Origin of the sequence: Streptomyces sp. MH60 (genome assembly GCF_002939385.1) — a bacterium.
Lineage (GTDB): Bacteria > Actinomycetota > Actinomycetes > Streptomycetales > Streptomycetaceae > Streptomyces.
The window spans coordinates 94,136-119,908 of the sequence record NZ_MULI01000003.1 but is presented as its reverse complement, the minus strand read 5'-3'; the positions used below and the strand labels follow the sequence as shown (position 1 = coordinate 119,908).

Sequence of the window (25,773 nt, the reverse complement as noted above, 5' to 3'; positions counted from 1 at the left end):
CCTTCACGCACCATGCCCAAGCCACCGCTGACCCGGCCGTCCTGGTGGGACTCCGACATCGCGCGCGACATCCTGAAGGAGCGCGTGGCCACCACCGCCGGCCTCGGCGGCCTCCAGGTGCGGCTGTCGGGAGAGCCGCTGCTGCGCCACGACGGGACGGGTGGACTGCTGCAGTCCATCCGTCTCGGGGTACACCACCCCGGCGGCGCACACCCGCGACAGCGGATCACCCGGGCCCGTGTCACCACCGCCGGGGGCGCCCCCGTCCACTGCGAGATCGTGCCCGGACCGGGAGACGACTCCCGTCTTCTGGTCCCGGAAGCAGCCGCACCCACCCCCCTCCTGATCGAACTTCCGGAACTCGAGGAGGGGACCCAGATCGCCTTCGAGGTCCGGCCGCAGCGCCACTGGACGCTGCACCTGGTGCAGCACTCCCACCTGGACATCGGCTACACCGACCCGCAGGGCCGGGTGATGGCCGAGAGCCGCGCCTACCTGGACTCGCTCCTCGAACTGTGCCGCGACACCGACGACTGGCCGGAGCCGGCCCGCTTCCGCTGGGCCGTCGAAGGATTCCACTCCTTCCAGGACTGGCGGGCCAACCGGCCCCAGCGCCAGGTGGAGAGCTTCCTGGACCGGGTGCGCGAGGGACGCGTCGAACTCACGGCCATGCCGTTCAACCTGCACACCGAAACGTGCTCCACCGACGAACTGCACGAACTGCTGCGCCCCGTCACCGCGTTGCGCGACCGACACGGCATCGACATCACCACGGCGATGCAGACGGACGTGCCCGGCCAGGTGGTGGGCCTGCCCGACGTCCTCACCGACAACGGCATCCGCTACCTGTCCGTGGCGCACAACTGGGCCGGCCGCGCCGTGCCCCACCTCGTCGGCGGGGAACACCTGCCGCGCCTGTTCCGCTGGCAGGCGCCGAGCGGCAACAGCGTCCTGGTCTGGCGCACGGACACGCCGCACGGCCTGGCCTACATGGAGGGCTCGATCCTCGGCTTCGACGAGTCGTACGACCACGTCGACGACCTGCTGCCCGCCTACCTGGGCGCCCTCGCCAGCTTCCCCTACCCCCACCAGGGGCGCGGGATCCCCGGCTTCCCCGCCCTCGATCTGCCCGGCACCGCCGACCCCTACCCGTGGGACGTGCTGCACCTGCGGGTGCTGGGCAAGTTCGCGGACAACGGCCCGCCGCGCCGCATCATCTCCGACACCGTGCGCCGCTGGAACGAACAGTGGGCTTACCCGCGGCTGCGCGCGTCACGCAACCAGGACTTCTTCGAGGACGCCGAGAAGCGCGTCGGAGACCGACTGGAGACCTACCGGGGCGACTGGAGCGACTGGTGGGTCGACGGCGTCGGCGCGGGCGCCGTCCCGCTGGCGGCCACCCGGCGCGGGCAGGCGGCCCTCGCCGAGGCACAGACCGTGGCCGGGTACGCCCACCTGATGGGCGTACCCGGCAGCACGGCCGTCGCCTCGGCCGCACCGGACGTCTACCGGTCCGCGTCCCTGTTCAACGAGCACACCTGGGGCGCCGGCGACCCCTGGACCCACGGCGAGCACGGCCACGGGTCCGGCGAGAAGCAGTGGCACTGGAAGTACTCCCAGGCCATGCGCGCCCACGACGACGCGGAGACGCTCCTGGACGCCGCTTGCGCCCTGCTCGGTGAAGCCTTCGCCCCGTCCGACGAGGCGGCGGCGTCCTTCTACGTCGTGAACACCTGCAGCTGGCCGCGCACCGAGACCGCGCGCCTCTTCCTGCCGGAGAGCACGGTCGCGCTCGGCGACGCGGTACGGGTTCTCGACGGGCGTACCGGCGAGCCGCTGCCCTTCACGGAGGAGGCGCAGAGCAACGAGCGTCACCGCGCGGCCGGGCGGTTCCTGCACGTGCCGGTCGCGGACGTGCCGGCCTGCGGAACCGTGCGGCTGGACATCGTCACCGGCGCCGACTCCCCGGCATCGGCCGACGGGGCGAACCCGCCCGCCGAGGGCACCGTCCTGGAGAACGACCACCTGCGCGTGACGGTCGACCTGCGCGAGGCGTGCATCGCGTCGGTCGTCGACAAGGCGACCGGACGCGAGATGGTCCGCCAGGACGCCGTCGTCGGCTTCAACGGCTACGTCTACGACGAGTACGCCACGGCCGGCGCGTTCAACCACCAGTCCAGCAAGACCGTGGCCGACGACTCGATGCACCTGCTCGCCTCCCGCAGCACCGCGCCGCCCGCCGCCCTCGTCGACCGCACCACGGACGCCACCGGGCAGACCCTGGTCTACGAATGCGCCCCGGCCGGTACCCGTCGGCTGCGGGTACGCGTGCACCTGCCGCACCACGCGGCCCGCGTCGACATCGAGAACCGCATCGACAAGAACGCGACCCTCACCAAGGAGAGTGCCTTCTTCGCCTTCCCCTTCGCCCTCGACGATCCCGCCGTGCACACGGAGTCCACGGGCGGCGTGCTGGGCACCGGCCGCGAGACCGTGCCGGGCTCCGCGACCCACATGCGCGCCGTGCGGCGCTGGATCAGCCTGAGCGACGGCACCCGTCACGCGGCACTGGCGACGGCCGACGCCCCGCTCGTCCAGCTCGGCGGGATCGCGATCCCCTACGTCCCCTACCCTCAGTCGCTGCCCCAGGCGGAGCCGGCCACCGTCTTCTCCTGGGTGCACAACAACATCTGGGACACCAACTTCCCCGCCCAGCAGGCCTTCGACCACGTCTTCCGCTACAGCGTCGGCTTCGCGACGACCGCGGAGGACGACAAGGCGCGGGCCGACGAACTCGCCGTACGCGTCGCCGCTGTCACCGGCCACCCCCTCGTACCGGTACGCGCCCGGGCCCAGGCGGGGGTCGCGTCCCCGGCCCAGGAGCGATTCCTGGCCCTGGACGATCCCCGGGTGCGGCTCGTCGGGGTGACGGTCCCCGACAGCGGCACCCTCCTGGTACGGCTGCAGTCCCTGGCCGACGTCCCCGTCACCTGTCGCCTGAGCACCCCCTTCGCCGTCGTCCGCGCCGTCCGCAGCACCTATCTGGGCCTGCCCCTGCGAGACATCCGTCCGGAACCGGACGGTGCGACACCGGTCGACGTACCGGCACTCGGAACGGCGGCACTGGTCCTCGATCTGCGCCGGTGACGGCCTGGCCCACACGGGCCGCGAAGCCGGCCGGGGCGTCGCCATGGCTCAGCCCTCTGCCGTGTCGGCGTTTCGGCCACTTCGGACTCGACGCCAGGCCCCCGCTGGTCCGGGGTTCCGCGCCCGCAGGGTCTCCTGGCCCGGCAAACAGCGGGTTCCGCGGCGCGACCGAATGACGTGTGTTCGAAATCGCCGCCGAGTCGTTGGTCCCCATGACTGAGCCGCAGCAACCGTTCATGGGGGGACGATGACCTCGATCACTACTCAGAAGCAGCCGCCACAGCCGGCGGAGCACGCCTTGCGGGACGGCTACCCGCAGGAGGACGGTGTTCGAGCGGCTGCCGGCGTGGGCTTCCGCGTGCTCGCGCACGGTCCGTCGTACCGGGCGCTGAACCGGCCCGCGGGAGCGGCCCTGTGAAAAGGTTCTTCGGACGGGTCACGATGGCCGACCCGCAGGTGTCCGACGCCGAACACGAGCTGTTCGGCGGTCCCCTGCGCTACGACATGGGCTGGTCCCAGCACGAGCACGCGACCCTGGACCTGACCATGATGTCCGCGCTGCGTTCCATGCCCGCCCTCGTCGGGGCCACGCTGCGCCTGGCCTGGCAGGCCGACCGGCGTGCCCTGCTCTCGGTCGGGGTCAGCGAGATCGGCCAGGGCATCGCCGCGGCCGCCGGCCTGCTCGCCGTCAACGCCGTCATGCATGCCCTGCTGGCCGGCACCGGCAGCGCTGCCGAGCGGCTGCATGCCCTGCTGCCCGGTCTGCTGGCCGCCGCCGCCATCGGCGTCGTCAATTCCGCCCTGTCCGCGTGGTCCACGTCCCGCGCGGGGCGGCTGGAGCCCAAGGTCGAGCGGATCGCCACCACGCAGTACCTGGCCGCCGCGGCCGGCGTCGAACTGGAGGCCATCGACGACCCCGACTTCCGGCGGCTGGTGGACATCGCCCAGCACGGCCCCGGTTCCGCCCGTCGCATGATCAGTGCCTGCGTCGCGGCGCTGAACGGCCTCATCTCCCTGATCACCACCGCGGGCGTCCTGCTCGTACTGCACCCCGTGCTGCTGCCCATGCTGCTCCTCATCGCCGCCCCGCGCGGTTGGGGCGCCATGCGCGTGGCCCAGGAGCGGTACGTGTCGGTGATGAGCTGGATCGAGCACGTGCGAGCCAGCCGGCTGATCGGCAACCTGCTCACCGAACGCAGCGCCGCACAGGAGGTCCGGCTTCATGCCGTCGGCGCCTTCCTCCTCAGCCGCTACGAGCGCATGGCCGAGAGCGCCGAAGCCGAACAGGAGCGCCTCGCGTCGAGCAAAGCGCTGACCGAGTGGGCCGCCTCCGCCCTGTCCGGCCTGGCGATGGCCGCGACCTACGGAGCCATGTTCTGGCTGATCCTCGCCGGGCACATGAGCCTCGCCGTCGCCGGAACCGCCGTCATCGCCGTACGTACCGGCTCGGCGAGCCTGGGCGCGCTGGTGATGAACGTCAACCAACTGCACGAGGAGAGCCTCTACGTCCGCGACCACGGACGCTTCCTCACCCAGGCCGCCCGGCGAACGCTCCCGACCGGCGGTGCGCCCGTCCCCGAGCGGGTCGAGGAGAGCGTTCTCGATCAGGTCACCTACCGCTATCCCGACCGGGACACCGCGGCCCTGGACGGGGTCTCCCTGACACTGCCGATGGGGTCCGTCACCGCGGTGGTCGGCGAGAACGGCTCCGGCAAGAGCACCCTGATGAAGATCCTCTCCGGCATGCTGCTGCCCGATACCGGCACCCTGCGCTGGGGCGACGCCGACCTCACCGGCCTCGACCGCACCCAGGTCTTCGCACGCGTGTCCCTGCTCACCCAGGACTTCCAGCACTGGCCCGTGACCGCCGCGATGAACATCCGCCTCGGCCGCCCCGACCACCCCGCGACCGACAAGGACCTCGAACCCTCGGTCGACTACGCCGTCGCCGGCCCCGTCATCGCCAAACTCCCCGACGGCCTGCGCAGCCTGCTGGCCCGCGTGTTCCGCGGCGCCATCGAACTGTCCGGCGGCGAATGGCAGAAGGTCGGCCTGGCCCGCACGCACTGGCGCAGCTCGACCTCCCAGGCGGACGGCATCCTCATCGTGGACGAACCGACCTCCGCCCTCGACCCCGAGGCCGAGATCGAGGCGTTCGACCGCATCCGCCGCCTCGCCGCCCCGAACCGCGCGGTCGTCCTGGTGACCCACCGCATGTCCGGCGTCCGCCACGCCGACCACATCTACGTCCTCAACGACGGACACCTCGCCGAGCACGGCACCCACGACGAACTCGTCGCCGCCCGCGGCCGGTACGCCGCCATGTTCGACGCGCAGGCGGCCCAGTACGCCCCGGCCCCGAGCATCCCCCACCCCGCCGCGCCGAGCGTGCCGGACCAGGTATGACCCGCTCGGCCCTGCGCCACCGGTCATTCCGGTCCCGCCGCCCCGAGCGGCCGCGTCCCCCTCCCCGGCATCGCCGCGACCGGCACCCGTCGCCGGGGCTCCGGTGCCGGCCGGCTCCGTCGCGGGCGTTCAGTGCCGTCCCCGGGGTCGGACGAGCAGCAGGTACACCAGGGCGACTACGGCGACCGCCTGCGCCACGGCGGTGGCCTCCTTCTCGCCGAACCAGATCGGCTCGTACATGTTCGGGACCGGTCCCAGTTCGCCGACGTCCACGTAGCGGTACACGAGCAGGAGCGCCAGCCCGCCCGCCGCCACCGCGGTGGCGAAGAGGTCACCGGGAAGGCGGCGCCAGAGGAGGACGAGCACGGCGGCCAGCGCCGCGAGTGCGGCCTCGATGCGGAAGAGGTTCCCCTGGCTGATACTCGCCGAGATGCCGTCGTACTGGTCGGCCAGATCCGCGTGGACATACGCGTCCACGGCGAGGCAGGCCGCGGCGAGGAGCCGGGCCGCGCCCCTGACCAGGCGGCCGACGTCACCACGGCGCGCGGGCGGGCCGGTGGGCTGGGAGGACATGGCAGATCTCCATTCGCGGCACGGACGGTACGCCGGCCGGGTCTCACTTGACGGTGAGCGTGCCCTTCATGAAGGGATGGATCGTGCAGTCGTACGGGAAGTCTCCCGGCTTCGACGGCGCCGTGAAGGTGGCGCTCTTGCCCGGGTCGATGTCCCCGGTGTCGAAGGCACCGCCCTTGGTCGCCGTCAGCGTGTGCGTGGTCGTGTCGTCGTTGACGACGGTGATCGTCGCCCCCGGGGAGACGGCCAGGGAGGCCGGCTGGAACTTGAAGTCGTTGATGGTGACCCGAGTCCCACTGCCGGCGGACGGACCGGCGGTCGACGCGGTCTCACCGCCGCCGCCACCGCCTCCTCCGTTCGAACAGCCGAGGAGGGACGTCAGAACGAGCGCGCAGGCGGTGGCCGCGGCGGTCCGGGCCGGGCCCGTGGGGAACGAGAACGGCATGCTGTCTCCGAGCGTTCGTCGGCCTGACCGGGCCGGGGTCAGTACCCGCCGTCGTTGTTCTGGGGCTTGGTGGTGATCTTCTTGCCCTCGGGGTCGACGACGAACCACTTGGCGCCGAAGGCATCGACGTCCTGACCGTTGGTGTCGCCGGCCTTCTGGTCGTCGGCGAACCGGTACAGCGGGTGCCCGTTGTACGTCACCTGCTCGGAACCGTCGTCGCGTTTGATCGTCTTGAGCAGATCCTTCTTGACCCCGTCGCCCACGGTCGGTTCCGCCTTGACGGTGAACGGCGGCCACGCCTTGGCGCAGTCCCCGTTGCACATCGACTTGTCCTTCTTGTCCTTCTCGAACAGGTAGAGCGTCCGGCCCTTCTCGTCGACGAGCATCTTTCCGTAGGTGCCGTTCTTGACGTCGACGGCGGTGGAGGTGGACGAGGTGGCGGCCGGCACCACGTCGGTGTCCAGGTCGGCTGCGGCGTTGTGGGTCTCGGTGCCGTCCCCGGCGCTGTCGCCGCCGCTGTCCGAACACCCCGCCGCCGCCGTGGCGAGCAGGAAGACGGAGGCCAGGGCCGTGACCGTCCTGGTGTGCTGCTTCATGTGGGGCTCCTTGATCGTCGGCCGCCCGTGGGCAGCGCGCGGCCCGCCCGGTCGGGGCCGACGATCCCAGTCCAGCTCAGGGCCGGAGAACCGACCAACCGAGCAGGGCCGTTCGGAGGTCTGCCTTCCCTGCCGCACGGACCGAGCCGAGTGTGCGCTCAGTGGCGCGCCCCGCCCGCCGCGGCGGTCCTGCGGGCCCGTACCGCGGCCGCCGGGTCCCAGCCGCGGCGGGGAACCGAGGCCAGCAGCAGCCGGGTGTACTCGTTCTCGGGAGCGCTCAGCAGCCGCTCCGTGGGGCCCTGTTCGACGACGGTGCCGCGTCGCATCACCACCGTCTCGTCGGTGACGTGCTGGACCACGGCGAGGTCGTGGCTGATGAAGACGAGGGCGAGGCCGGTGTCCTCCCGGATGTCGACGAGCAGCCGCAGGATCTGCGACTGGATGGACACGTCCAGTGCGGCCACCGCCTCGTCGAGGACGAGGACCCGCGGGTCCACCGCCAGGGCGCGGGCGATGGCCAGCCGCTGCTGCTGCCCGCCGGACATCTCGTGCGGGCGGGCGGCGGCCTCGCGGGAGCCGAGGCCGACCCGGTCCAGGAGTTCCTCGATCCGTCCGTCCACGTCGGTCGCGCCGTGCAGGCTCAGCGACGTGGCCAGGCACTGGCGTGCGGTCAGCCGGGGGTCGAGTGAGAGGTACGGGTCCTGGAAAACCATCTGGATCTCCCGGGCCCGGGCGAGGCGTGCGCCGCGGCCGCGGCGTCGGCCCGCCGTCCGGTCCCGTCCGTCGACGGAGATCGTTCCCGCGTCGGGCCGTACGAGTCCGACGAGCATGCGGGCGACGGTCGTCTTGCCGGAGCCCGACTCGCCGACGATCCCGACCGACCCGCCCGTCGGCAGGGTGAAGGACACGTCGTCCGCGGCGGCCAGGCTGTCTCCGCCGGGGAGCCGGTAGGTCTTGCGCAGCCCGTCGGCGATGAGCAGCGGTGGGGCCGGGGGCACGGCTTTCGGGGTGGTCACGGGATGTTCCTCGCAGTCGCTCCGGCGGTGGCCGCCGCTTCGGGCAGCCGGCGGCAGGCGGCCTCGCCGCCGTCGGGGAGTTCTGTCGCCTGTGGGGTCCACACCTCGCAGGCGGACTCGGCCTGGGGGCACCGCGCGGCGAACGGACAGCCGTCGGATCCGTCCGCGAGCGACGGGGGCCGGCCGGGGATGGGCCGCAGGGGGCGGGACACGCCGAGTTCGGGCGAGCAGTCGAGCAGTCCGCGGGTGTAGGGGTGGCGGGCGTGGTCGAAGAGACTCCGTCCCGGCCGGTGTTCCACGATGCGGCCCGCGTACATGACGTACACGCGGTCGCAGTACGCGGCGGCCAGGTGCAGGTCGTGGGTGATGAACAGCATGCCCGTCTCCCGCCGTTGCCCCAGGTCGCGCAGCAGGGCGAGGATCTCCGCCTGGGTGGTGACGTCCAGGGCGCTGGTGGACTCGTCGGCCAGGACCAGGTCGGGGCCGGCGGCCAGGGCGCCGGCGATCACGACGCGTTGGAGCATGCCGCCGGACAGTTCGTGCGGGTACTGGCGCAGGCGGTGTGCCGGATCGTTCAGGCCGACGCTGTCGAGGAGTTCGACGGCGTGGTCGCGGGCGGTGCGGCGGTCGTGGTCACCGGTGCGCAGGAGGCGTTCGACGAGGAAGTCGCCCACTCGGTGGACGGGGTTGAGGGCCGAGCGCGGGTTCTGGTGGATCATCGCCACGCGCCGGGCCCGGTGCTCGCGCAGCGCGGCGGGGGTCATGGTCAGCACGTCGGTGCCGGCGACCGTCACCCGCCCGTGTGCCGCGGCGTCGTCGGGCAGGACACGGAGTACGGCCTTGGCGGTGGTGGACTTGCCGGAGCCGGATTCGCCGACGAGGCCGACGACTTCGCCCGCGGCGACGCGCAGGGACACGTCGGCGAGGAGCGGGCGGGCGGCGCCGGGCAGGTGGACGGTGAGTCGGTCGATGTCGAGCAGCACGGTGTGGCTACCTCCTGGTTCCGAGCCGGTCGGCCAGGTGTACCCCGGCGACGTTGAAGGCCACGACGACGGCGGCGATGGCGGTGCCGGGCACCAGCGCGGGCAGCAACGCGCCCTGCACGATGGCCGACTGCCCCTCCTGCACCATCAGTCCCCAGTCGGAGCTGGGCGGCTGGGTGCCGAAGCCGAGGTAGCTGAGGGTGGCCAGGCTCATCAGTGCCTCGCCGAAGAGGACCACCAGGTATCCGGCGATCGACCGGGCGAGGTTGGGCACGAGGTGGCGTACGCAGATCCGTGCGCCGCCCATGCCCTGCACCCGGTAGGCGTCGACGTAGGGCTTGGCGCGCTCCGTCAGGGCCACGCTGCGGGTGTACTTGGCGATCGTGGGCGCGAAGGCGAGGCCGAGGCCGAGCACCGAGGTGGTCATGCCGGTGCCGAAGACGGCGATGATCAGTACGACGAACAGCAGCCCGGGGAAGGCGTACATCACGTCGGTCAGCCGGGAGACGAAGGCGTCGATCCAGCCGCCCCGCCAGGCGGCCAGGGTGCCCAGGCTGACCCCGATGGCGGCGGCGAGCGCCAGCAGCAGCACGGGAGCGACGAGACTGGTGCGCGCGCCGTACAGCACGCGGGAGAGCAGGTCCTGGCCGGAGGCGTCGGTGCCGAGCAGGTGCTCGCCGCTGGTGCCGACCAGGGAGGACGACAGGTCGACGGCGTCGGGGGCGTACGGCGCGAGCAGCGGGGCGGACACGGCGGCGAGCACGACCAGGGCGAGGAAGCCGGTGGCGACGAGCGCGGCGACCGGGCGCCGGGCACGCCGTACGGTCCGGGCCGGTGCGGGGGCGTCGGCGGGTACGGCCGTCATGCGGAGCTCCTTGCGGACTTCAGGCGCGGGTCGAGCAGCGGGTGCGCGAGGTCCACGAGGGTGGTGACCACGACGTAGCAGGTGACCATGAGCAGGAGGACTGCCTGGGCGACGGGGAAGTCGTGGCTGTTGATGGCGCCGACGAGCAGGGAGCCGATGCCGCTGAGGCCGAAGACGGTCTCGATGGCCACGGTTCCGGCGAGCATGCCGGCGGTGACCAGTCCGCACATGGTGACGATCGGGCCGAGGGCGTTGCGCAGCACGTGGCGTCGGACGATCTCGCGCTCGGGCAGGCCCGAGGAGCGGGCCACGGCGACGTGGTCGGCTCCGTCGGCGTCGACGACGGCCTGCCGGGTGACGCGGCTGACCACCGCGAGCGCGCCCAGGGCCATGGCGACGGCGGGCAGGGTGAGGTGGTGCAGGGTGCCGGCCAGTCCTTCTCCGCTGCCGGTGACGGGGAACCAGCCCAGCTGCACGCCGAAGAGCGCGACCAGCGCGATGCCGCCGACGAAGGAGGGCACGGACGCGGCGAGGGTGGTGGCGCCCACGACGGCCGAGTCGATCCAGCGGCCCCGGTTGAGGGCGGCGAGCGCGCCGGCGCTCACACCGAGGACCACGAAGAGGACGGTGGCGTAGGCGACGAGTTCCAGGGTGGTGGGGAAGCGGGCGGCCAGCAGGTCGGCGACCTCGTCGCCGTATTGGAAGGAGCGCCCCAGGTCCAGGTGGAGGCAGTCCCACAGCCACCGGCCGTACTGGACGACCAGGGGTTCGTCCAGGTGGTACTGCTCGCGTACGGCGGCCAGGCGCTCGGGGGTGAGGGTGTCGCGGCCGCCCGCCAGGAAGACCGCGGGGTCGCCGGGGGCGGCGTAGATCGCGGCGAAGATGACGAACGACGACGCGAGGAGGGTGGCGAGGAGGCCGGCGAGCCGTCTGCCGATACGGACGATCATGAGCTCAGCCCTTCTTCGCGCCGAGCGACGCGGCCCACGGGTGGTAGAGGTACGCCATCGAGGCCGGCGGGCCGGTGAGCTTGTCGCTGAGGGCCAGGGCGGTGGGCGTCTGTGCCACGGGGATCCAGACGGCGGCGTCGGCGAAGCGGCGCTGGATGTCGACGACCAGTGCGGCCCGCTCGGCGTCGTCGAGTGTCCGCTTGGCCTGTTCGACCTTCGCGTCGTAGGCGGCGCTGTGGAATCCGACCCAGTTGTTGGAGTCGCCGGAGACGCCGTTGTCGTAGAAGCCCACGGGGTCGCTCTTGGAGATGTACCAGTCGGCGACCAGCACGTCGATGTCGGCGCGGGCGGACCTGTCGCCGTAGAACTCGCCGTACTCGGCGGAGGGCACGGTCTTGATCCGGGCCTTGAGGCCGATCTGCTGGAGGGCGGCGCGCACGCCGTTGGCGATGACGAGGCGTCCCTGGGTGCTGTCGGTGCCGATGACGATCGGCCCGTCGGGCCGGTGCGCGGCGTTCTGGACGAGTTTCCTGGCCCGGGCGATGTCGGCGGAGGTGGGCGAGGCGGGGGCGCCGGTCAGGTTCTCCTGGGCGGCCGAGAAGACGGACTTCTCGTAGCCCCAGGCGCCGGAGCCGACGGGAGTGGCCCACGGCTGGGCCAGGCCGCCGTAGCCGGACTTGGCTATGCCGGTGCGGTCGAGGCTCAGGGAGAGGGCCTTGCGGATGTCGGGGTCGGCCAGTCCGCCGCGCTCGGTGGGGATGAGGTCGAGGGTCGCGGTGCTGGGCCCGAAGTGCAGGTCGATGCCCTTCTTGCCGTCGAGGGCGGCGGCCGTGCCGACGGAGTCGGTGTAGGCGCCGTCGGCCGCGCCGGTGCGCAGGGCGTTGACCATGGCGCTGTCCTCGGCCCAGCGGAAGACGACCTTCCGGGTCAGTGCCTTGTCGCCCCAGTAGTCGTCGTAGCGCTCCAGGGTGAGGGAGTCGCCCGACTTCCAGGAGGCGAGCCGGTACGGGCCGCTGCACGCGTCGGCCTGGCCCGGTGTGCCGAAGTCCTTTCCTTGCTCCCGCACCCGCTTGTGCTGGTAGACGAGTCCGGCGTCGCCGGCGAGCGCCTTGGTGAACAGGGCGTCGGGCTCCTTGAACGCGACGGTGATCTCGTGGGCGCCGGTCTTCTTCATGGACGTCACGTTCTCGAACTCGTCGGCCTCGGACATGTCCGGGTCCGCGTGCCGGCGCAGGCTGAACAGCACGTCGTCGGCGGTCATGGCGGAGCCGTCGTGGAAGGTGACGCCCTCGCGCACGGTCAGGACCAGGGTCTTGGCGTCCGGCCGGGCGGCCTTGTCGACGAGCCACGGCCGCACGGTCATGTCGGGCTGCAACTGGTACAGGCGCTCGCACACGTTGGTGAGCACCGTGCGGCCCGCGCTGCCGCCCTGGGTGTCGAGGTCCAGGGAGTCGGGTTCGTCCTCCAGCAGCCAGTCGACGCCGTCCACCTCACCGGTGGCGGCGGCCGTGGTCGGGGTGAGCTCCAACTGGGCCACGTCACGGCCCGTGTCCCCGGATCGGCCGGTGTCGGCGCCGCTGCAGGCGGTGGCGAGTACCGTCAGGCCCGCCAGCCCGAGGGCGGCGATCGAGGTCTTCAACTTCATACGGTGGCTCCTGAGCGGGAAGGGTGGTGCGGAGACTGCTCGTTTCTGGGGGGAGGGGTTCTCGGTGACCTTCGATCCGGTCTAATGGGGGGCGTGGGGGCCGTCGTAGAGGTTCCAGGGCAGGTGCTGGTAGTCGCGGTCGCAGGGGGTGCCGGCGGTGACGTGGTAGTCACCGGAGGTCAGGTCGACGCAGGACGAGACGAGTGTCTGCCACTGCCGTACGGGCGACCTGCGCGGGTCGGGATGGGTGCACAGGGACTCGGGGAAGCCGAGGTGGTCCGACATGGCGTACTGGATGGTCTTGCGGGACTCGTCGGGGCCCGTGGAGTCGCGCAGCCGCCGCAGGCCCTGCTCGGCGCGGGGCACCCGGACCAGGGAGTCGGCGGCCAGCGGCCGGTAGTCGGCGGCGAGAGCGGCGGGGATGCCGGCCTGGTAGTGGTTGCCGTGCACCAGCAGGCCGTCGGTGGGATACATCCAGCGGTGTCCGGCCGGGGTGGTCTCCACGTCGATCGCGAAGCCTTCCCGGCAGGTGAGCAGCGCGTTCCCGGCGATGTGGGCGCGGGTCCGGCTCAGCACGCGCAGGGCGTCACTGATGTTGGACTGGTCCAGCACGCTGCGGCGGATCACGGTCTGCGGCAGTCCGACGGTGTCGTCGAAGCGTCCGCCCAGTCCGTTGGCGTTGAGCGCGATGCCGGCCGAGTTGGCGCCCTGACGGCCGATCTGACCGGCCTCCACCTGCATGACGAGGGTCGGCTTCGGGGGCTGGACGACGCGCAGCATCACGACGGTGCCGGTCACCGCGGCCCGCCAGTCCCAGTTCTGTCCGGCCCACACATGGCCGTCGCCGCTCGCCGGTCCGTAGGCCGCGAACGAGGTGCAGCCCTCGGCGGCCTCCTCGTCCTCGGAGAGCCGGCTGAACGTGGAGTCGTAGATGACCTCGCCGCGCGCGTTGAGCGCCAGTACGTCGAGCAGGCCCACGCCCGCTCCGTCGGCGATCCCCTGCATCTCCTCGACCAGTTCCGGGGCGTGGTCGCGCACCGGCTCCAGCCAGAGCCGGGCGCGGGCCGTGACCTGGTCCCAGGAGAGGCCGGACGCCTCACCGAAGGCTTCGGTGTAGTAGCCGACGGCCTCACCGATGCGGGAGCGCACCGCTTCGCCGTACTGCCGCCCGCGTTCCGTCGGTGTCCCGGAGATCTCTATGACCGGCAGGGCGTGGTGCATGACAGGACTCCTCGGGAGGCAACGGTGCTGTAACATCCATTCCAAAGATGAACATCATTGGAACAAGCTGCTCAGAGCGTAACCAGGAAACCGAGTAAGTCAAGAGGCGTAATGGATGTTCCAGAGGCTGGCAGTGTGGGGCCGGGCGGGCTGGCCCGTCTGCGGACCGCGATCCGAGACCTGTGGGAAGAACTTTCCACGTCCGAGCGCACCGTCGCCCAGTACCTCGCGAGTGCGCCCGCGGAGCAGATCATGTTCGCCAGCGCCCAGCAGCTGGGCACCGCAAGCGGCACCAGCAACGCCACCGTCGTCCGCACCCTGCAACACCTGGGGTACGCCGGGCTCCCGGCCCTCAAAAGGGAACTGGCCGCGGACTTCACCGCTTCACAGGCGCCCGAGGTCCGGCTCAAACAGCGCATCTCCCACGTGGGCCAGGACCTGGAGAGCATCTGGGGCGACGTGTTCGACGAGGCGCAGGAACGCATCGAGCAGGCCAGACGCCTGACCGGTACGAAGTCCTTCGAACGGGCCGTCGAAGCGCTGGCCTCGGCCCGCGAGGTCCTCTGTTACGGCGTCGCCGCGTGCGAGTTCGGGGCCCGCCACCTCGCCCTGTCCCTGGGCCGGCTGGGGCGCCGCGCCCGGTTCAGCGGGGCCACCGGGTTCGCCTTCGCCGACGACCTGCTGCCGCTGGCCCAAGGCGACGCGGTGGTCGTCTTCCAGCCGGCCCGGCACCTGCACGAACTGACCGTGCTGGTGGAACGGGCGCGTGCGGTGGGGGCCACCACCGTCTTGGTCACCGACGAACTCGGCGAGACGTTCGGTGACCGCGTCGACGCCGTGCTCACGGCGCCGCACACGCCCACCGGGAACACCAACGAGTCCCTGACCGGCCTGCTGGTCGCCGACGCCCTGCTGCTGGCCCTGACCACCCTGGACGAAACGCGCGCGGTCGAGCACTCGCATCAACTGACGGCTCTGCGGGAGCGGTTGGTACCGCCCCACCGGTGACGCGGAGGAGCCGACGGCCACCGCGGGCGGCCGTCGGCTCTTCGAAGCGGGGCGCTGACGCCCCTTGGCGGTCAGGTCAGTTCGAGTTCACCAGATCGTGCGCCGGTACGGTCACGGTCCGTGCGTCCGGCTTGCCGCCGAGCACGATCTTCCGCAGCGCGCTGTTGTTGTCGAGGCTGGTCTCCTTGAGCCGCTTCTCGGGGTTGGCCAGCACCTGGATGTAGTACGTGCCGTTGGGTACGTCCGTGATGTCGAAGGACTGGCCCGGCAGGTCCTGCGAGTACGTGTCGCCGGAGCCGACGTCGAGCACCTCCCGGACGGAGATGGAGTTCTCCTCGCCGCAGGCGGTGGACAGGTCGGTGTTGTACGGGTGCCAGTTGGCGTTCTTCACCGTGTAGTCGATCGCGTCGGTGTTGGCCAGGCAGAACGCCTCCTTGCCGCTGCGCACGGCCTCCTTCTTGTCCGCCTTCAGCAGCCGGTAGCTGGCGAAGTCGGTGAAGTGCCAGTGCACGTGTCCCGGACGCGGGTCCCATTCCATGGTGCCGGTCGGGGTGTAGCCGACCTGCTTGCCCTTGGCGTCGTAGAAGTACTGGTAGGCGTCCATCTTGGGCTTGCCGGGCGACCGGAAGCCGTCCACCACCAGTTGCGCCGGACCGGCGTTCCACACGTTGGCGCTGAAGGCCAGGTAGTCCTTGCCGGGGATGTCCTTCTCCCCGTCGGTGACGACGATGCCGTAGGCCGGCAGCGAGCGCAGGTCGGGCTTGGGAACGTCCGGCACGGCGGGCTTGCCGGCCGGTCGCTTCGCCAGCGGCTGGAGCGCCGGGGCCTTGCGCGAGCCGTCGGTCTGGCCTCCCTTGTCGCCGACCGCCATGGAGCGTGCGGTCTGCTGCTTCTTCAGCGCCCACGGCAGGGCGGGCGGTGCCGCCTTGAGCGGTCCGTGGCCCACGTTGTACGAGGGGCTCGCCCCGCTGGTGACCGGCGCTGCGGCCTGGGCGGGTGTCGGGGCGTGCCCCGGCCCGTGGCCCGCGTGTCCGGCCGGGGCCTGGTGGGCGGCTTCGTGACCGGCGTGCTCGCCCGCCGTCGCGGACCGGGGCGCGGCCGACCGGGCGGCATTCTGGTCGTCCTCGTAACTCCGCTCCACCACGGTCACCTTGACGCTGGCGGGCTTGTTCGCGATGCCGAACAGGTCGCGGTACTTCTTGGCGACCCCGACCTTGGCGGTGTAGGTCCCGGCCGCCAGCGCGACGGGCTCGGTGTAGGAACCCGCGTAGGTGTTGGCCGCCCACCCCTTCTCGACGCCCCACACCGAACCGAGCGTGAACGGATTGGTGGAGCAGCTCTCCGGATACTTGGAGGTGGCGGGCGCGTCGGGGCGTACCCGGCCGCTGGCGTTGTTCGGGCAGAAGTCCTCGGTCCGGTTGAGGACCTTCTTGCCCGACTTGTCGGTGACGGTGATCTCCGCGAAGCCGGGCAGCCCGGAGAAGTCCTTCACCGTGCCCTTGGGCAGGGTCTTGGCCTTGGCCTTGCCGCCCTCGTACACGGTCTGGGTGACGGTCACCGGGTCCTTGTAGGACTTCCGGGTCACCTTCAGCTCCAGCGGCCTGCCCTCCGCGGTGAGGTAGGTGCCGAGGTCGAGGTAGACGCCCGGATCCTCCTTCCAGGAGGTGAGCGTCAGTGAGTTGGTCGCGGCGATGAGGCTCAGCTTGGGCCCTCTCGCCGCCTTCGCCGGCTCCGCGGTGGCGGCCACGAGTCCGGCGGTCACGGCCATGGCGGCGACGGCCGTGGTGCCTGCGAGCAGTGGACGCCGCAGCCTGGTGGTGCGCGTTCTGGTCATCGATCCCTCGTCCTTCAGGTGCTGGGGGGTGCGGTGGGAAGGAAGCAGGCGGGCACGTTGCTGTGCCCGCGCTGTGAGAGGGAGCGGCCGGATGCTCGGTTGTCCAGAAGGTGCGAAACCGTGGGAGGTTGGCCGGATCGCTGTGTGGTGGACGAAATCAGGCTGAAGTCGGGGATACGGGCCGCCTGACGGCACGCCGTGCGGTAAAAGGCGTGGCCCGCGCCGACCGGGCACCGGCCGCGCCAACCGCGCGGGCCTGTGTGGCTCGAACGACTGACGACTAACGACTCAGGGGCAGTTCGGCGATGCCCTGCCAACCCGTGCGGGTAAGGCCGACCACATGCAAGGTGTTGACCTCCGTGGTGATCGGCAGGGCGGCGGCGGTACGGCGGGCGATGTCGGCGGCGGCCTGCGGGGCCGCGTCCAGGGCGACGGTGACGTGCACGGGCGGACGGGGTCCGAACCGGCCGCCGTAAGGGACCTGCGCCGGAAATGCCGCGCGGACGGCGTCGGCCGCCCGGCTCAGTTCGGGCACCGGGACACCGACGAACCCGCCGGTTCGTTCGACGGCGGCCAGCCTGATGGGGACCGGGCCGGCCGGTAGGGCGACCCGCAGCCGGTGCAGCTGCGCCTCCTCGACCTCGTCGGCTGGCAGCCAGGGATAGAGCAGCGCCGCGTGCGCGGGCACGCCCGGTCGCACCACCAGCCCGTCCACCTCGGCGGCCAACCGCAACAGCGGCTCGGCGTCCGGCAACAGCGCCAGCACCGCCGTCGTCCCTGTCCGGATCATCTTCTCCCTCTCCCCCGCGCCGCCTGGTCCCCCGGTCGAGCCGACCCTACGGCTTCCGGAGTGGCTGGCGCATGGCTGATCGCACCACCCTGGGCTCTGGAAGCCCCGGGTCAGAGGGTGCGTTCGAGTGGATCGAGCTCTACGTCACCGACAGTGGATTTCCCACGGCTTGCGATGATGTGCGGGAACACGACGGAGTACGGATGGCTCAGCCACGGTGCTGGGCCTGGTAAGGGGAATGAGATGGCCAAAGCGGTGCGGGCCTCACTCGGAGAGATGTGGATCACGTGCCAGGTCTGCAAGAGCGATCTCTTCCGCGAACGGGGCGTGAAACTCAACAGCACCGGCGGAGAGTTGTTCAATCTGGCCTGGGCGGATGAGAGCGCCACGGGGCTGATCTGCCTGCGTTGCGGTTTCGTACACCTCTTCGTCAATCGGCAGATACAACTGCACCGGGCCAAGGACTGAAGGCAGGCGCGGCTGCGGGTCGGCGTCCGACCGCGTCACCGCGCGCCTCCCGGACGACGGAGTTGTTCACTTCGGCGGAACCGGCCGCTGAACGACTTCGGCGCTGGTGCAGTCAAGGGGACGGACACTTCCGGCAGGCGCCCCGGCCGACGGCCGCCAAGCTCGTTCCCGCCCGGCACCGGCGAGGTCAGGCGCGGCGTGCGGTGTCGCCCAGGTGGGCCACCGCCGTCCGCCAGGCGGCGGTCACCGCGGTCCTGGCCCGTGCCGTCCGCGCGGCGTGGTCACCGGTCAGCTCCAGCGGCGCGCCCACATGGACGTGCAGAGCGGGTCGGCGTACGGGCGCCGTGACGAGACCTGCGAGTTGCTTGGCCGCGCGGCCCGAGACGACCCGGCGGGCGCCGGCCTGTCCCACGGGCACCAAGGGGGCTCCGGTGCGCTCGACGAGCCTGGCCAGGCCGCTGCGGAAGGGCCCGGGAGGTGCCTCCCCGGCGTCCCTGCGGCGGGGCAGGCCGCCCTCGGCGTAGATGAGGACCAGCCGCCCCCGCTCCAGGGCATCGACTGCCGCGTCCAGCGCGCCTGCGGCACGCCGGTCGCCGCGCACGACGGGTATGTGTCCTTCCCGGTCCAGGGCACGGCCGAGGACCGGGATGCGCCACAGCCCGGCGGCCGCCATGACGACCGGTTCGCCGCCGAGCCGGCGAAGGGCGGCGATCACCAGGGCCGGGTCCGCGAGGGACGTGTGGTTCGCGGCGATGATGCTGCCCGGCGCGAGTTCGGCACTCGGGTCGGCGGTCAACGACAGACGGCCGACGGCGGGCACCAACAGATCCGCGATGCGGCTGAGCATGAGCAGTCTCCCGGTCCAGGCGATGCAGGTCCTCATCGTCGGTGGCGGGGGCCGGTGTCGGCATGAGTCGTCGTACTCATCCTCGGCCCTCGCGGACCGTCCGCACCGGCGGGGTACGGGCTATGCGCCGCCCTCGCCGTCGCCGTCGCCGTCGCGCAGGGAGTGAATCATGCTCCGCAGGCTGCGGAACGCGCTCGCCTGCTCGGCCTCGGTCATGCCGGCCAGCATTCTCACCTCGACGGACCGGACCGCTGCGGTCGCCTTCTCCAGGCTCCGTCGGCCGCGCGGCGTGAGTCGCGCGGGCAGAGCCTTCCCGACGGGCGCCTCCGCGGGCCTGGTCACGTAGCCATCCCGCTCCAGGGTCTGGAGCAGCACGTTCATCGTCTGCCGTGTCACGAACGCACCACGCGCCAGCTCGGAGTTCGACAGGCCCGGCCGTTGGGCCAGCAACTCGAGGCAGGAGTAGTGCGTCACGCTCATCCCGAGCGGCCGCAGCACCTCCTCCATGGCTGCGCGCAGGGCGCTCGAAGCCTCTTTCAGCAGGTAGCCCAGCGATTTGTCCAGGTCGATGCCGGCACCGTTTTGACTCATGTCAGTATTCTGACATACCTTGGCCCATGTCAGAAAACTGACACGATGACAAGGAGCACCACCATGCCCGCCACCGGCCCCGACTTCATCTCGCTCCAGGTACGCGACCTCGATACCTCACAGGCGTTCTACGAGCAGTACCTCGGCCTCGTCCGCTCGCAGGCCGGACCTCCGCACGCCGTCGTCTTCGAGACGAAGCCGATCGCGTTCGCGGTCCGCGACATCGCGCCCGGCACCGACCTCGCCTCCGTCGCCCAGCCCGGCATCGGTGCCGCGATCTGGCTGCACGCCACCGGCGTCCAGGAGATCCACGACGCCCTCGTCGCCGACGGTCACACCATCGTCTCCGCGCCGGTCGACGGCCCCTTCGGCCGGACGTTCACCTTCGCCGACCCCGACGGCTACCACGTCACCCTCCACGACCGCGCCTGATCGCCCCGAGGCACCGCCACGTGCCCGCACCCCCGCCGCACGCCACGCCCGGCGCGCTCGGTCGCGTAGCCGTCGGGCCGCAGGGGGCACCGTTCACCCAGAGACCGGGCGGCGCGCTTTCAGACCGTCGATGAGCAGGCCCAGCCCGTACTCGAAGTGGCGTTCGAAGTCCGTGCTGGCCAGCGCGGACACGGCGGCGTGCAGGTGCGGGTACGAGCCGTCCGTCACCGCGGAGCGCAGCAGCCCGGCGGCGCCCGGTCCGCCGTTCTCCTCCGACCGGGCGGCCTGCTCCTCCAGGGTGTGGCCGACGGTGAAGTTCGACAGCGCGTAGAGCGTCCGGGCCGCGTCGTCCGCGCGGAAGCCCGCGTCGAGCAGGACGCCGACCAGTACGTCCGAAAAGCCGAGGACGTTGCCTCCCGTCGGGTGGGTCCCGGCGAACACCCGCGCGCCGTCGCGGTGATCGAGCAGCGCCGTCCGCAGGGCGCGCGCGAACTCCGCGACCCGCTCGCCCCACGGGGCGCCGTCGGTCGCCAGGACCTGCTCGGTGACGCCCTCCATCATCTGCTCCGACATGGCCGTGAGCAGGTCCTGCTTGGTGGCGTAGTAGCGGTACAGCGCTCCCGCCCGCACCTCCATCGCGTCGGCGAGACGCCGCATGGTCAGGGCGTCGAGGCCCGACTCGTCCAGCAGTTCCAGTGCGGTGCGCAGGGTGCGGGGACTGTCGATGCGCGAGGGGCGCCCCCGCGGCCGGGTTGACGAGGAATTCATGCCTCCCATTATAGTGAACAGCGTTCACGTGAACACCGTTCACTAATTGCGTGAGGCAAGAGAGGGCGATCCTCCATGAAGAACGACGTGATCATTGCGGGCGGCGGCCCCACCGGACTCATGCTCGCCTGCGAGCTGGCCCTGGCGGGCGTGCGGACCCGGATCCTGGAGCGCCGCGTCGAGCCGCAGCGCGATTCCCGGGCGCTGACCCTGCACCCGCGCAGCGTGGAGCTGCTGGATCAGCGGGGCCTGCTCGACCGGTTCCTGCCGCTCGGCCGCGCGGTCCCCGGCTGGCACTTCGCCCAGCTTCCGACGCGGCTCGACTTCTCCCGGCTCGACTCCCGGCACGGCTACACGCTCTTCCTGGCCCAGGCCCGCACCGAGGCGCTGCTGGCGGAACGGGCGGCCGAGCTGGGGGTGCGGATCAGCCGCGGCCACGAGGTTGTCGGCGTGCGGCAGGACGAGGACGGGGTCGAGGTGGAAGTACGGGGGCCGGAAGGCGTCGAGACCGTCCGGGCCCAGTACGCGGTCGGCTGCGACGGCGGACGCAGCGTGGTGCGCCGGGCCGCCGGCATCGGCTTCCCCGGCACCGACGAGACGCTCACCGGAGTCCTCGGCGACTTCGCGGTCATGGACACCGGCCCCGCGGCCCTGGACGCGGCCCGGGCCGCGGGCGTGCTGGTCGCACCGCTGGAAGGCGGCGTCACCCGGCTGGTCCTGGTGGATCCGGAACGGATGCGGGTGCCGTCCGCAGAGCCGGTCGGCCTGGCGGAGTTCCGCCAGATCCTGCTCCGGATGTGCGGCACCGACCTCGGCGTCGCCGACCCCCGCTGGCTCTCCCGTTTCGGCAACGCCACCCGGCTCGCGGACAGCTACCGCGCGGGGCGCCTCCTGGTGGCGGGGGATGCCGCCCACATCCACTTCCCCGCCGCCGGCCAGGGCCTCAACACCGGCCTCCAGGACGCCGTGAACCTCGGCTGGAAGCTGGCCGCCGCGGTCCAGGGCTGGGCCCCGCCGGACCTGCTCGACAGCTACGACGCCGAGCGCCGCCCGGTGGGCCGCGGGGTGACCGAGAACACGGAGATCCAGACCCTGCTCATGGAGCTCACCCTCGTCCCCCGGTACCAGCGTCCCGCCGCCGCCCTGCGGGGCCTGATGGACGAACTCCTCGGCCAGGAAGAGGTCAACCGCACGCTCGCCGGCCGGGTCTCCGCACTGGACACCGCCTACCGTCCCGCGGACCCCGACGCCGGCCCCCTGGCGGGACGACCGGTGCCCGACATCTCGCTGACGGCCGCGGGCTCGTCCGCCACCCGGGTCTACGACCTGCTGCACACCGCCCGGTTCGTCCACCTCGACCTGGCTCCCGGCCCCACGCCGACCGCCGGTCCGGAACCCGACGCGCGTGTCACCACCGCCCTGGTGACCGGCTACGACGACCACCCGGACCTGCGCGGAACGACCGAGATCCTCGTCCGCCCGGACGGTCACGTCGCCTGGACCACCCGCACCACCGACCCGACCGCGCGCCGCACCGAGCGGCTGACCGCCCTCACCCGGGCACTCGGCCGCCGGCGCCCCCTCGGCGCGTGCCCTACCCGTTGAGGCGCCTGCCGATCGCGAGGAACGCCTGGACGAGGGGGACCTGAGGGACCGCCGGGGAGACCACCTGGGAGGCGTAGTGGACGACGACCAGGTCCAGGGCGGGTGAGACGAACAGGCGTTGGCCGTGGATGCCGCTGGCCATGAAGGATCCGTAGGGGTCGTTCAGGATCCACCACAGGTCGTGGTACGAGAGGGTGGCCGGTGAGTCGGGCGGTGCCGCGGGAAGGCGAACGCGGCGCGGATACCCGTCGGGGACGCCCTCGACGACGGCGGTCACGGCTTCCGGCACGATCTGACGGTCGCCGACGGCACCGCCGCAGCGGACGAGTTCGCCCAGGCGGGCCACGTCGCGCGCGGTGGCGCTGAAGCCGCCGCAGGCCGCCTCCGCCCCGTCCGCGTCGACGAGGTAGTAGGCGTCCTCCTCCGCCCCGATGCGGGACCAGATCATCTCGGACATCAGCGCCGAGGTGCTCAGGCCGGTGATCCGTCGCAGGACCTCGGCGAGCGCCTCGACGTTGCCGTTCTCGTAACGGAACTCCGTGCCGGGCTCGCCCGTGGCCCTGGCGGTGGCGAGGTGTTCGCGGATGGTCGCGGGCCCCGAGTAGCCGTAGGGGCGCAGTCGCGGAGCGAGGACGGCGAAGTAGCGCTGCGCCTCCAGGGCCTTGTCGTAGGGGCGCCCGGCGTAGCTCATCCGCGTGCCCATGTGCAGCAGGTGCTCGACCTGGGCGTCGCCGAAGGCGGTGCCGGACAGTTCGGGCACGTACGTGGTGACCTGGGCTCCGCGGTCGAGGTGTCCTTCATGGGCCAGGGTGGCCGCCAGCAGACCGAGGTAGGACTTGGCGGCCGAGGCGTTGAAGTGCGGGACGTGGGCCTCGTAGCCGTGCAGGTACTGCTCGTGGACGAGCCTGCCCCGGTGCAGCACGAGCAGGGCGTCCGTCTCGGCCTCGGCGAGCAGTTCCGACAGCGTGAGCGTACGTCCGTGGGAGCCGGTGACGCTGAGGTCGTCGAGGGCGCCGGGTGGCGAGGCGGGCAGGTCACCGGGGCCGCCCGGGCCCCGCCAGACGCGGCGGCTGGGCATGATCTCCCGGCCTGCCGTCGTGTGTCGTCGCGCCCAGGCCGAGTCCGTGAATCCTCGTGCCCACACAAGGTCCGCCAGTGGGTCCGTGCCGGTCACGTGTCGCTCCGCTCGTTCGGGATCAGCTCATCACGAGATCGATACCGTACACGGTGTTCGGAAACGGAGGAAGGGTGGGACCGCCGGTGATGACTACTGGGGTCCGGCGCCCTGCCCCCCGGGGAGGTCGACGGCCCCGGGAGCGTCCACCGGGGTCAGGCCCGTGGCCCAGACCCTTCCGTAGACGGACAGGTCCCGCAGGTGGGCGGTGATCTGCTCGGCGGTGTACCCCGTGTCGTTCTCGACCCACCAGCTCAGCACCGAGATGAGTTCGCCGGTCCAGGCGCGGGCGACGATGCCGAGCGGGATCCTCGGCTCCACGCCGAGCTGTCCCGCCCGGTCGCGGAAGGCCATCTCGGCGTGCGTGCGGATGAGTTCGGTGAACTCCCGCAGTGCCCGCCCGTCGCCCTCACCCCGCAGGATGACGCGGTAGACGTCCCGTTCCTGGGTGGCGTGTTCGAAGATGTACTTGACCGGCAGGCCGGTGAAGCCCTGGGCGTGCGCCTGGCGAACGGCCGGCAGCAGACGCTCGCGGTCCTGTGCGAGGTCGCGGACGATGCCGACGAGCAGATCCTCCTTGTCCCGGTAGTGCGCGTAGAAGGTGGCCCGGCCGATGTCGGCCCGCTCGGTGATCTCCTCGACGGTGATGGCCTGGAACCCCTTGTCCAGCACCAGTTCGACCAGGGCCTGACGGAGCGCGGCGCGCGTCCGCCGGACCCGGCGGTCCTCGGGCTTCATGTCCACTTCGATTCCTTCTCGTCACGACCGTTGACCTGACCCTAGCGCTGCCCGTACGTTGCCCGACAGCGAGATTGATACTGAACACATTGTTCCGAAACTCTGGAGGTGGCGATGAACCTCGGTCGCTACGTACGCCGGACAGCCGAGCACCACCCGGACGCCGAGGCGGTGGTGTGCGGACCGGTCCGCCTGACCTATGCGGAACTCGACGACCACAGCGACCGGCTGGCGGCCGCGCTCACCGGTTCGGGCCTGAGCCGGGGCGAGCGCGTGGCGACGCTCGCGGCCAACCGCGCGGAACTGGTCGTCACGGAAGTGGCGCTCTACAAGGCGGGTCTGGCCCGGGCGCCGGTCAACGCCCGCCTCGGCGAGGGCGAAGTCGCCCATCTCCTGCGGGAGTCCGACGCCCGTGTCCTGCTCACCGATGCCGCACACCTGGAGACGGCACGGCGGGCCGTACCCGGTTCGGGTGTGAAGGCCGTCATCGGCTACGACGGTCCCGCCGACCTCGGTCCCGGCTACGCGGAGACCCTCGCGGCCGCCTCCCGGGAGGCCGTCGACGTGGAGTGCGCCGAGGACGACATCGCCGTCCTGCACTTCACCTCGGGCTCCACCGGGAAGCTCAAGGCGGCCGTGCAGACGTACGGCAACCGGCTGGCCCTGCTGCGCAAGTCGGTGATGAACCAGGCCACCCGGGTCGGGGCGGGCGACCGGCAGATCCTCGCCGGTCCCGTCACCCACGCCTCCGGCATGCCGCTCATGGGCATCTTCTTCGCCGGCGGATGCGCCGTCGTGCTGCCGCGCTGGGACGCCGCGGAGTTCCTCGCCACCGTGGAACGGGAACGCGCCACCCACGCGTTCCTGGTCCCGACCATGGTCAACACCGTCCTCGCGCTGGAGAACGCCCGCGACCACGACCTCTCCAGTCTCCGCCATCTGCTCTACGGCGCGGCACCCATGTCACCCGCCCGGGTCCGGGCGGCCTGGGACCTCTTCGGCCCCGTGCTCGGCCAGGGCTACGGCTGCGGCGAGACGACCTCCGGCGTGCTGTTCCTCTCCGCGGAGGACCACCGCCGCGCCGTCGAGGGCGAGGACGAGGAACTGCTGCTGTCCTGCGGCCGCCCGCTCGCCGAGGCGGAGGTACGGATCGTCGACGACAGCGGCGTCCCGGTGGCGGACGGCGAGGTCGGCGAGATCGCCGTCCGCGGGCCCGACGTCGTTCCCGGCTACCACAACGAGCCGGAACTGACCGCGCGGAGCTTCCGCGACGGCTGGTTCCTCACCGGCGACCTGGCGCGGCGACGCCGGGACGGCTACGTCTTCATCGTCGACCGCAAGAAGGACATGATCATCTCCGGTGGCTTCAACATCTACGCCGTCGAGGTGGAATCCGTCCTCCACCAGCATCCCGGCGTCTTCGAGGCCGCGGTCGTGGGCGTCCCCGACGAGCAGTGGGGCGAGGCGGTCAAGGCCGTCGTCGTCCCGCGGGCAGGGGTCACGCTCGACGCGGAGGAACTGATCGCCTTCTGCGCCGAACGCCTGGCGCGCATGAAGAAGCCCCGCTCCGTGGACCTCGTCGCCGCGTTGCCCCACAACCCCAACGGCAAGATCGACCGCCGCGCGATACGCGACACCTACTGGTCCGGCGCCGAGCGCCGCGTCCACTGA

24 protein-coding genes are annotated in these 25,773 nt (G+C 71.8%); 8 read left to right on the top strand and 16 right to left on the bottom strand.

Features of this window, described 5'->3' with window-relative positions; all coding sequences use genetic code 11:
- Positions 1-12: 12 nt before the first annotated feature.
- The 3 genes from BZZ08_RS04065 to BZZ08_RS04060 all read left to right on the top strand — a co-directional run bounded on the left by BZZ08_RS04065 (position 13) and on the right by BZZ08_RS04060 (position 5,553).
- Positions 13-3,147 (top strand): glycoside hydrolase family 38 N-terminal domain-containing protein, encoded by a 3,135-nt coding sequence (locus tag BZZ08_RS04065; RefSeq protein WP_104630733.1) that lies wholly within the window; start codon positions 13-15, stop codon positions 3,145-3,147.
- Positions 3,148-3,394: 247 nt separating this feature from the next.
- Positions 3,395-3,565, top strand: coding sequence for a hypothetical protein (locus BZZ08_RS38745; RefSeq protein WP_157953313.1), 171 nt, complete (start codon positions 3,395-3,397; stop codon positions 3,563-3,565).
- Entirely contained in the window at positions 3,562-5,553 is a 1,992-nt protein-coding gene (locus BZZ08_RS04060; RefSeq protein ID WP_104630732.1) for an ATP-binding cassette domain-containing protein, read from the top strand. The genes BZZ08_RS38745 and BZZ08_RS04060 overlap by 4 nt, the downstream gene beginning before the upstream one ends.
- 129 nt (positions 5,554-5,682) lie before the next feature.
- Here the strand turns inward: BZZ08_RS04060 and BZZ08_RS04055 are convergent, their stop codons facing one another.
- The 9 genes from BZZ08_RS04055 to BZZ08_RS04015 form a co-directional block, all read right to left on the bottom strand.
- On the bottom strand, positions 5,683-6,126 hold the full coding sequence (locus BZZ08_RS04055; RefSeq protein ID WP_104630731.1) for a hypothetical protein: 444 nt from the start codon (positions 6,124-6,126) through the stop codon (positions 5,683-5,685).
- Between the two features lie 43 nt (positions 6,127-6,169).
- On the bottom strand, positions 6,170-6,571 hold the full coding sequence (locus tag BZZ08_RS04050; RefSeq protein ID WP_104630730.1) for a cupredoxin domain-containing protein: 402 nt from the start codon (positions 6,569-6,571) through the stop codon (positions 6,170-6,172).
- Between the two features lie 38 nt (positions 6,572-6,609).
- Positions 6,610-7,167, bottom strand: a complete 558-nt coding sequence (locus tag BZZ08_RS04045; protein WP_104630729.1) for a COG4315 family predicted lipoprotein — start codon at positions 7,165-7,167, stop codon at positions 6,610-6,612.
- Between the two features lie 158 nt (positions 7,168-7,325).
- Entirely contained in the window at positions 7,326-8,183 is an 858-nt protein-coding gene (locus BZZ08_RS04040) for an ABC transporter ATP-binding protein (protein ID WP_104630728.1), read from the bottom strand.
- Positions 8,180-9,166, bottom strand: a complete 987-nt coding sequence (locus BZZ08_RS04035) for an ABC transporter ATP-binding protein (protein WP_104630727.1) — start codon at positions 9,164-9,166, stop codon at positions 8,180-8,182. Before BZZ08_RS04035 ends, BZZ08_RS04040 begins: the two co-directional genes overlap by 4 nt.
- Before the next feature lie 7 nt (positions 9,167-9,173).
- On the bottom strand, positions 9,174-10,031 hold the full coding sequence (locus tag BZZ08_RS04030; protein ID WP_104630726.1) for an ABC transporter permease: 858 nt from the start codon (positions 10,029-10,031) through the stop codon (positions 9,174-9,176).
- Positions 10,028-10,981: an ABC transporter permease gene (locus BZZ08_RS04025; RefSeq protein WP_104630725.1), complete on the bottom strand. Its 954-nt coding sequence runs from the start codon at positions 10,979-10,981 to the stop codon at positions 10,028-10,030. Before BZZ08_RS04025 ends, BZZ08_RS04030 begins: the two co-directional genes overlap by 4 nt.
- Before the next feature lie 4 nt (positions 10,982-10,985).
- A complete protein-coding gene (locus BZZ08_RS04020) occupies positions 10,986-12,626 on the bottom strand; it encodes an ABC transporter substrate-binding protein (RefSeq protein ID WP_104630724.1) in 1,641 nt (546 codons plus the stop codon).
- An 81-nt stretch (positions 12,627-12,707) separates the two neighbouring features.
- Entirely contained in the window at positions 12,708-13,847 is a 1,140-nt protein-coding gene (locus BZZ08_RS04015) for a C45 family autoproteolytic acyltransferase/hydolase (protein ID WP_104630723.1), read from the bottom strand.
- A gap of 111 nt (positions 13,848-13,958) precedes the next feature.
- Between BZZ08_RS04015 and BZZ08_RS04010 the strand changes: the two genes are divergently transcribed.
- Entirely contained in the window at positions 13,959-14,855 is an 897-nt protein-coding gene (locus tag BZZ08_RS04010; RefSeq protein ID WP_104630722.1) for a MurR/RpiR family transcriptional regulator, read from the top strand.
- Positions 14,856-14,931: 76 nt separating this feature from the next.
- On the opposite strand, the gene BZZ08_RS04005 is transcribed toward BZZ08_RS04010, so the two are convergent.
- Together BZZ08_RS04005 and BZZ08_RS04000 are read right to left on the bottom strand one after the other, a co-directional pair.
- Positions 14,932-16,689 (bottom strand): lysyl oxidase family protein, encoded by a 1,758-nt coding sequence (locus BZZ08_RS04005; protein WP_104630721.1) that lies wholly within the window; start codon positions 16,687-16,689, stop codon positions 14,932-14,934.
- 280 nt (positions 16,690-16,969) lie between these two features.
- On the bottom strand, positions 16,970-17,479 hold the full coding sequence (locus BZZ08_RS04000; protein WP_198601273.1) for a 2'-5' RNA ligase family protein: 510 nt from the start codon (positions 17,477-17,479) through the stop codon (positions 16,970-16,972).
- A gap of 243 nt (positions 17,480-17,722) precedes the next feature.
- On the opposite strand from BZZ08_RS04000, the gene BZZ08_RS03995 reads away from it, so the two are divergent.
- Positions 17,723-17,947 (top strand): hypothetical protein, encoded by a 225-nt coding sequence (locus BZZ08_RS03995; protein ID WP_104630719.1) that lies wholly within the window; start codon positions 17,723-17,725, stop codon positions 17,945-17,947.
- A gap of 187 nt (positions 17,948-18,134) precedes the next feature.
- Here BZZ08_RS03995 and BZZ08_RS03990 read toward each other — a convergent pair whose 3' ends face one another.
- The gene (locus BZZ08_RS03990) at positions 18,135-18,794 is read right to left on the bottom strand and encodes a lysophospholipid acyltransferase family protein (RefSeq protein ID WP_104630718.1); all 660 of its coding nucleotides are present in this window, start codon (positions 18,792-18,794) and stop codon (positions 18,135-18,137) included.
- 120 nt (positions 18,795-18,914) lie between these two features.
- On the bottom strand, positions 18,915-19,385 hold the full coding sequence (locus BZZ08_RS03985) for a MarR family winged helix-turn-helix transcriptional regulator (protein WP_104630717.1): 471 nt from the start codon (positions 19,383-19,385) through the stop codon (positions 18,915-18,917).
- A 63-nt stretch (positions 19,386-19,448) separates the two neighbouring features.
- On the opposite strand from BZZ08_RS03985, the gene BZZ08_RS03980 reads away from it, so the two are divergent.
- Positions 19,449-19,817: a VOC family protein gene (locus tag BZZ08_RS03980; RefSeq protein ID WP_104630716.1), complete on the top strand. Its 369-nt coding sequence runs from the start codon at positions 19,449-19,451 to the stop codon at positions 19,815-19,817.
- Positions 19,818-19,910: 93 nt separating this feature from the next.
- Here BZZ08_RS03980 and BZZ08_RS03975 read toward each other — a convergent pair whose 3' ends face one another.
- The gene (locus BZZ08_RS03975) at positions 19,911-20,585 is read right to left on the bottom strand and encodes a TetR/AcrR family transcriptional regulator (RefSeq protein ID WP_104630715.1); all 675 of its coding nucleotides are present in this window, start codon (positions 20,583-20,585) and stop codon (positions 19,911-19,913) included.
- A 75-nt stretch (positions 20,586-20,660) separates the two neighbouring features.
- On the opposite strand from BZZ08_RS03975, the gene BZZ08_RS03970 reads away from it, so the two are divergent.
- A complete protein-coding gene (locus tag BZZ08_RS03970; RefSeq protein ID WP_104630714.1) occupies positions 20,661-22,190 on the top strand; it encodes a monooxygenase in 1,530 nt (509 codons plus the stop codon).
- Here the strand turns inward: BZZ08_RS03970 and BZZ08_RS03965 are convergent.
- Positions 22,180-23,268, bottom strand: coding sequence for a serine hydrolase domain-containing protein (locus BZZ08_RS03965; RefSeq protein WP_104630713.1), 1,089 nt, complete (start codon positions 23,266-23,268; stop codon positions 22,180-22,182). The two genes, BZZ08_RS03970 and BZZ08_RS03965, sit on opposite strands and share 11 nt — an antisense overlap.
- 189 nt (positions 23,269-23,457) lie before the next feature.
- A complete protein-coding gene (locus tag BZZ08_RS03960; RefSeq protein WP_241965365.1) occupies positions 23,458-24,102 on the bottom strand; it encodes a TetR/AcrR family transcriptional regulator in 645 nt (214 codons plus the stop codon).
- A gap of 114 nt (positions 24,103-24,216) precedes the next feature.
- Between BZZ08_RS03960 and BZZ08_RS03955 the strand changes: the two genes are divergently transcribed.
- Entirely contained in the window at positions 24,217-25,773 is a 1,557-nt protein-coding gene (locus BZZ08_RS03955) for an acyl-CoA synthetase (RefSeq protein WP_104630711.1), read from the top strand.